6 protein-coding genes are annotated in these 7,053 nt (G+C 72.9%); 3 read left to right on the forward strand and 3 right to left on the reverse strand.

The genetic code is table 11. The features are described from left to right. Positions 1 to 60: 60 nt before the first annotated feature. From ABD172_RS09785 to ABD172_RS09795, 3 genes are all read right to left on the reverse strand, one after another. Entirely contained in the window at positions 61 to 2,337 is a 2,277-nt protein-coding gene (locus ABD172_RS09785; protein WP_344309161.1) for a ComEC/Rec2 family competence protein, read from the reverse strand. 17 nt (positions 2,338 to 2,354) lie between these two features. After that, complete coding sequence (locus ABD172_RS09790) at positions 2,355 to 3,491, reverse strand: ComEA family DNA-binding protein (protein ID WP_344309163.1); 1,137 nt, start codon at positions 3,489 to 3,491, stop codon at positions 2,355 to 2,357. Between the two features lie 287 nt (positions 3,492 to 3,778). Beyond that, on the reverse strand, positions 3,779 to 4,699 hold the full coding sequence (locus tag ABD172_RS09795; protein ID WP_344309165.1) for a DegV family protein: 921 nt from the start codon (positions 4,697 to 4,699) through the stop codon (positions 3,779 to 3,781). Positions 4,700 to 5,016: 317 nt separating this feature from the next. Here ABD172_RS09795 and ABD172_RS09800 point away from each other — a divergent pair, with 317 nt between their 5' ends. Genes ABD172_RS09800 through ABD172_RS09810 form a run of 3 tightly spaced genes read left to right on the forward strand, consistent with a single transcriptional unit; the run spans position 5,017 to position 6,661 of the window. Then, positions 5,017 to 5,706 (forward strand): hypothetical protein, encoded by a 690-nt coding sequence (locus ABD172_RS09800; protein ID WP_344309166.1) that lies wholly within the window; start codon positions 5,017 to 5,019, stop codon positions 5,704 to 5,706. Next, positions 5,703 to 6,278, forward strand: coding sequence for a FluC/FEX family fluoride channel (locus ABD172_RS09805; protein WP_344309168.1), 576 nt, complete (start codon positions 5,703 to 5,705; stop codon positions 6,276 to 6,278). The genes ABD172_RS09800 and ABD172_RS09805 overlap by 4 nt, the downstream gene beginning before the upstream one ends. Further along, positions 6,275 to 6,661, forward strand: coding sequence for a fluoride efflux transporter FluC (locus ABD172_RS09810; RefSeq protein WP_344309170.1), 387 nt, complete (start codon positions 6,275 to 6,277; stop codon positions 6,659 to 6,661). The genes ABD172_RS09805 and ABD172_RS09810 overlap by 4 nt, the downstream gene beginning before the upstream one ends. The last annotated feature ends 392 nt before the right edge of the window (positions 6,662 to 7,053 follow it).

A 7,053-nucleotide genomic window follows, 5' to 3' on the forward strand; every position in this document is an offset into this window, starting at 1 on the left:
CAGGCAGCCGGTCACGGGCACTCGGACACGGGCACTCGGACACGGGCACAGTGCCGGATCTCATCGCGGGACGATCGCCTCGCACGCTCCCGGTACCGCTGCCGTGCCGCGCGCCGCGATGAGGCCGTCCCGGAGTGCGACCGCGATCGACCCGCACTCATCGGTCCGCAGCACGGCCGCCTGCCCGAAGGCGTCGAGCGCATCGGGATGCGGGTGACCGTAACGATTGTCGGCACCGACGGAAACGACCCCGAGCGGCGCACCGGCCGCGGTGTAGAACTCCGGGTCGAGGTCGCCCGAGCCGTGATGGGCCGCGAGCAGGACGTCGGTCTCGGCCGGGTCGTTCCGGAGCTCCGCGGCCAGCGCGCCCTGTTCCGCCTCCCCCACGTCCCCCGGAGCGAGGAGGACGAGGCCGCTCCCGGTGGTCACCCGGGCGACGAGCGAATTGCCGTTCGGGTCCTCGAGGGACGCCGCCCGCTCCGCGCTCGGCCACAGGTACTCGACCGTGACGTCACCGAAGGCGTAGCGGTCACCGGCGGACACCACGGTCGGAGCGAGAGGTGCGACCGCGCCCACGAGGTCGCGGGCCACGGGATCGACGAGCGTCCCGGGCCCGATGTGGAGCGTCACGACATCGCGGCCACGGGTGGCTCCCGGGTACCCGCGGATGTGGTCGGAATCGAAATGGGACACGAGGAGGTGCACGCGCCGCGCACCTGCCGTGTCGAGGCACGCCCGCAGGGGTTCCTCGGCCGGGCCCGCGTCGATGAGCAGCACGTCCCCGTCCCCGAGTGCGACGACGGTGGCGCTCCCCTGCCCGACGTCGCACACGAGAACCTCCCATTCGCCGAGGCGGGGCCGGACCACCACAGGGACGAGAGTTCCGACGACCTGGGCGAGCACGAGCAGGCCCGCTCCGAGCACCCGCGCCCACCGGAGATCGACGAGCACCCCGAGGACCAGACCCGCGCACGCGGCACTCGCGCACAGCACTCCGAGCGGTCCGGACGCCCAGGGCCACACGGCGGCCGGGAGATCGGCGGCCACGGTCGCGGTCCGGACGATCCACCACGCGCACGCGACCGGCAGATGCCCGAGGAGTTCGGCGAGCACGTGGACGCCGGGGACCGCAGGAGCACCTGCCGGCCCGGCGCACATCCCGAGCGCGAGGACGACGATCCCGAGCACGGTCGCCGGAGCGACGACGGGTGCCACGAGCACGTTGGCGGGCACCGACCACACACTGAGCGTCCCTCCGATCGTGAGGAGGACGGGTGTGACCCCGATCTGCGCGCACACAGGTACGACGAGGGCGGCCGCGATCGGGTACGGCACCTGCTTGCGGACGAGCGCTTCGCAGGCGGGAACGCCGAGGAGCACGAGGGCCGCGGTCGCCGCGACGGACAGTTGGAAACCCGGAGTGACCGCGAGGTCCGGCGACAGCGTGAGAACCACGCCGACCGCGGTCGCGAGCACCGCGAGCCCGGGAGTCCCGCTCCCCCGGACGAGCACGAGTGCCCCGAGCAGACCCATCGCCGCCGCCCGGACGACACTCGGCTCCGGGCCGACGACGAACACGTATCCGAGAGTCACCGCGACGGCGCAGGCCGTGGCGACCCCGCGCCGTGGGGTGAGGAACCGGACGGCCCAGAGCACCGCGACGCTCACGATCGCGATGTTCGACCCCGACACCGCGACGAGGTGCGAGAGCGACACCGTCTGCATGTCCTCCTCGAGTGCCGCCGGCACCGCGCGGGTGTCCCCGATGACGAGGCCCGGTACGAGCCCCCGCGCCGGTGCCCCCTCGGCCGAGGCGCCCACCGCCTCGGCGAGGAAGGCCCGGAGGTCCGCCCGGACCGTCCAGGGAACGGCGGGAGCCGCGAGCACCTCGGGGTCGGAATCGAGGAATCCCCTCACCCGTGCGGCACTGCGCTCGGTCGTCACGTCGACGAGGACACGTGTGCCGGCGGGCGGGAGTTCCTCGTGGGCGTGGACCGTGAGCGGCCCGTGCCGGCCGAGGACGGTCGCCGACCACGTTCCACCCGCCCCGAGGACGGGATCGCTCACGACGGTGACCTCGCCCGTGAACTCCGCGGAAGCCCCCTCGACGCGCGCACTGCCGAGCCCGGCGAGAAGCAGCCCGATCCCGGCGAAGACGAGCGTCGACCACGCCCACCTGGCGAACTCTCCCCGAGACCGGTCGAAGAACAGGAGCGCGGGTGCGGTGAGGACCAGCGCTGCGGTGAACACGACGCCGCTCGGGAGGCCTGTGCCCACCGCCGCCCAGAGCAGCGCGACCGCGATGAGCAGCCGGCCGGTCGCGGAGTGCCGGAGCACCCACGTGCGGAACCGCCTCACACCGTCGCGCGGTCGCGGAGGTTCTCGAGGGTCTTCTCCCCGATCCCGCTGACATCGAGCAGCCCGTCGACGCTCGTGAACGGACCGTTCTCCTCCCGGTGTGCAAGGATCGCCGCCGCAGTGACCGGGCCGATGCCCGGCAATGATTCGAGTGCTGCGAGATCGGCCGTGTTGAGGTCGACCGGTGGGGCGTCACCGGTGCTTCCGGTGGCGCCACCTGCGGCCACGCCGCCTCCCCCGGAGGTTCCGGCGCCGACCGCCGGTTCCTCGCCCTCCCGCGGTACGTACACCTGTTCCCCGTCGGTGAGGACCCGGGCGAGGTTGAGCGCCGCGGTGTCCGCGCCCTCCGCGGTACCGCCGGCGCCGGCGACCGCTTCGGACACCCGGGCGCCCGGTGGCAGTTCCACGACGCCGGGTTCCTCGACCGCACCGACGACGTGGACGACCACCGGCCCGGCCGTCGGTGTGTCGGCCGCGGTGCCGTCGTTCGAGGCTCCCGGTCCTCCGGGGGCGCTCGTCGTCCCGCTCTCGAGCCCCGCCGCGCCGGCGGTTCCGTGGGCGGCTTCGGCTCCGCCCGGCGTCCCCTCCGCCTCCGTCCCACCCCGCATGCCCGGTGTGGAGCCCAGCGGGTCGAGGACGACGAAAACGACCGCGAGGACGAGGACGATTCCAGCGGCGAGGTAGACGAGCGTCGTCCGGGGCACGGGCCGCGCACCGATGCCGTCCTGATCGGGAAACGAGAACCCCGCGAGGTCCGGTCCCTGCGAAGCTTCCGGCCCGTCCTCATCGGATCGCCGCCCGTCGGACAGCCGCCGATCGTCGAACTGCCTCCTGTCGCCGTGCGCAGCTCCTCCGCCGAGCGCGGCGCGCAATGTCGAGATGTCGACGACCGACCGATCGTCGGGTGTGCTGCTGCTCCCCTCGTCGGACGCTTCGCCCTCGCTCACACCCGCAGGGCCGCCCTCACCGCCGTCGTCGAACGGGAACGGGAACGTGCTTCGCAGCCGGCCCGGCCCGGCGGACACCCGGTGCACGGTGGTGACGGGAGCGGGGTCCTCGGGGTCGTCCGGAAGCCATCCGCGGCTGCTGCGACCGAGCAGCGCGAGAAAACGATCGTCCGGATTCGAGCTCATGCCCCCAGGATGGTGCCGGTCCGGCGCCGTCGCCGAGGAACGGTGGAGGGCTGTGGATCTCCGCGACCGTGTCCCCACCCCGTGGAGCACCGGTCGTCGATCCCGCGCGATACGGATGTTCGGCCTCGTGAGAGGACCGGCCGGGGACCGGGGCCGCATGTGTCACTCGGTGATCGGTCCGCGAACCGGACGCCACACCGGTCCGTCCCCAGCTGCGAGCACGACAGTGGCGCCAGGGCGCGTCGACCCGGACGTGCGCACGGAGGCCCCCACCGGCCGGGGTTCACTCACGGTCGGGTCTGGACCGCGATCCCCAGTGCCCCCGGTCCGACGTGCGCGGTGACGACCGTCGAGAGCACACTCTCGGAGACGGCGACACCGGCGCCGTGCCCGCTCACGCCGGGGTCCTCTCCACCGATCCCCTCCGCCGCGAGCAGCCCGCGCACCCGGTCGAGGACCTCGCGCGGAGCCTCGGGTTCGGGATGGAGGAGGATCACGTCGACGGACGTGGCGCCCGCTTCCTGCATCCGGGCGACCGCCTCGGCCGCCATACGCACGAGGCGCTGCTCACCCTTCGTGCGCGTCCGCACCTTCGCGAGCGGGCGGACCTCCCCCTCGACGATCCCGAGCACCGGCACGATCGACAGTGCATTGCCGAGCAGCGACGCGGCACGTCCGATGCGCCCTCCGCGCTCGAGGTACGTGAGAGTGGCCGGCACGAAGAAGACCCGGGAGTCCTCGGCGCACCAGCGGCGCACCTCGGCGGCGATGAGTTCCCCGGTGTCGCCTCTCACGGCGCGGGCCGCAGCCCGGCGCACCGCGCCCGCCAGCGCCTCGGAGGTCGTGCCGGAGTCGATCACGTGGACGGTGTCCGAACCGGCCGCGGCGGCCACCGCGGCCCCGTGCGTCCCCGAGAGTGCGGACGAGAGCGTGAGGACGAGCACCTCGTGGGCCCCGGCTGCGTGCACTGCGGCAATGGCCTCCGTGAAGGCGAGCGGCCCGGGCATCGAGGTCCGCACGATCGCTCCGTCGGTCATCGCCCGGCACACCTCTCCGGCCTCCCAGTCGGAGTCGGGACGGGTCTCGTCGTCGACCTCGACGCTGAGGTCGACGACCGTGAAGCGACCGTCGAGCGCGGCGGAGAGGGCCTCGCGAGCGGCACCGCGGATGCGGGAGGTGGAATCCGTGACGATCCCGATCGTGGTCATGACACCGTCCTGGCTGGGAGAGCGGAGGGGACGCCGGAGGACACCGGCACCCCAGAACACTATGCGAGTCGGTTCCAGTGTGCGGCCGGGTGCCCACGCCCGAGAAGTACCCGCGCCCGGGAAACGACCCGGAGGTGAGTGGTCCGGGCGGTGAGTGGTCCGGGCAGTGAGTGGTCCGGGCGGTGAGTGGTCCGGGCAGTGAGTGGTCCGGGCGGTGAGTGGTCCGGGCAGTGAGTGGTCCGGACTCGGGTACCACCGCGCCCTGCGACCGCCGCGCCCTGCGCCGGTTCGCCCGGCCCGCCGATTAAGGTGGACCCGTGAAGAAACTCGCCGGTCTGCTTCTCAACTCGCCCGCCGCTCTCGCGCTCGCGGCACTGGGTCTCGTGTGCCTCGTCCTGTTCGCGATCCCGCCGTTGCACGACGTCGCCTGGGTCATCGGGCTCGTCGCGGTCGCCGCGATGGCGGGCGTCCTCGCACTGCTCGTGCGCGAGTGGACGGCGCTCCAGCACCGCGTGGACGCGCTCCGCGCGGACCTCGCCGAGGCGCGGGACGAGGTCCGGCACACCGTGGCGCCGGCGCCCGAGTCCGCCGAGGCCCCGCTCGACCCGGACACCGCGCGGGCCCGCCGCGTCCTGGCCCTGTTCCCGCTCGATACCGGACTCGTCCAGCACATGCGTGTCGAGACCGGGTACTCCCCCGTGTCCCCGACGCTTCTCGAGCCGGTCCGCACGTTCCTCGAGGAGTTCGGACACACGAGTTTCGGCAGCGCCCGGACGCACCATGCCTTCATGGACCTCCACCGCGCGGCGGCCGCGTTCATCGCGTGGATCGACGAGGAGACGATCACCGATTCCGGCGTCCACGAGATCCGTCCCGGCGATCTGCGCGACGACGGCTGGCGCGAGTTCTCACAGGCCCGTGAACAGGGCGAACGTCTCATCGACACCTTCGTCGCCGCCCGCCGCGCCTTCGAACGCACGGCTCTCGAGACGAGCGTCCTCCCGTGAGCGCCACGCCGAACGCTCCTGTCCGACCGCGCGTCCGACGGACCACCGGCACCGGTTCGCAGGTCCACTGGGCACTCGGTGCACTCGTCGTCCTCGCCGGCGGCCTCATCGGCACGTGGGCGCGGTGGGCGACGGTCCTCGCGCTCCCCACCGAGTTCGCGGCCGCACCTCTCGGAGTCCTCGTCGCCAACGCGGGCGGCACGGTGTTCCTCGGCGCGCTCGTCGCCTATTCCCTCCACGCTCCCACGCGCCGTGCCGAGCTCGGTCGTCTCTTCGGTGCGGCGGGGATCTGCGGTTCGCTCACGACCGCCTCGACCCTCGGGCTCGCGCTCGCCACCGCGTCGGCGGGCGAGCGGCTCGTCGGGCTCGTCGTCGCAGTCGCGGCGGGCGTTCTCGCAGCGGTCCTCGGCTGGTGGCTCGGGACTCTCCTGCGACGCGCCCGTAACCGCCGCCTCAGCGCCCGCCGCGCCGCGGCAGCGCATCACACCACGCTGCCGACCCGCGCAGTGGAGAATCCCGCCGGCACCGAGACCGAACCCGCCGGCACCGTGACCGAGGAGACCTCGCGATGACCGACCTCACCCTCCTCGTCGTCCTCGCAGGTGGCTTCGGCGCGTCGGCCCGTTACCTCCTCGACCGGTTCGTCACCGCGCTCTTCGGGTTCCCCGTGTGGCCCGTCGGCGTCCTCGTCGTGAATGTCCTCGGGGCATTCGGGGCCGGTGCCGTCTCACAGGCACCCGAGGCGTGGGTCGCCGTCGCGGGAACCGGTTTCCTCGGGGCCTTCTCCACCTTCTCGACGGTGTTCGTCGATGCCGTCCGGCTCTACACCGCCGGTCATCGCCGCAAGGGCATCCTCAGCGTCGCGGTCACCCTCGCGGCGATCACCCTCGCGGCGTGGCTCGGGGTGTTGCTGGCACAGGGCATCGCGGCAATCAATGCAGGAGCGCTGGGCTAGGGGACGACGAAGCCCTCGGCCAGGGGACTGCACAGCCCTCGGCTGAGAAGCGACGCAGCCCTCGGCCGAGAGACGGCACGGCACTCACCTGGGAAACGGCACAGCCCACGGCCACGAGGCTGCGCCCGCCGCGGTCGCGAAGCACGGCGAGCCGCGCCCGTCGAATGGACGATCGGCTGAGGTCGGCGGCATCGAGGTCGCAATCGAATGCGGGTTTTTCGCCGAACCCGACATTCGATCGGGATTTCAACGGCGCTCCCGTAGGGAATCGCGATCTCGAAGCCTCTCGGCCCTCCGTGGAGAAGCCGCGCCCGGTGCATGAACCGCTCAGCGCAGAAACCGCCCTGTGCGGCCACCACCCCTCGCCCAGAAACCGCCGAGGCGCCGTGTCG

It is taken from the genome of Brevibacterium samyangense (assembly GCF_039529845.1).
Classification (GTDB): Bacteria; Actinomycetota; Actinomycetes; order Actinomycetales; family Brevibacteriaceae; genus Brevibacterium; species Brevibacterium samyangense.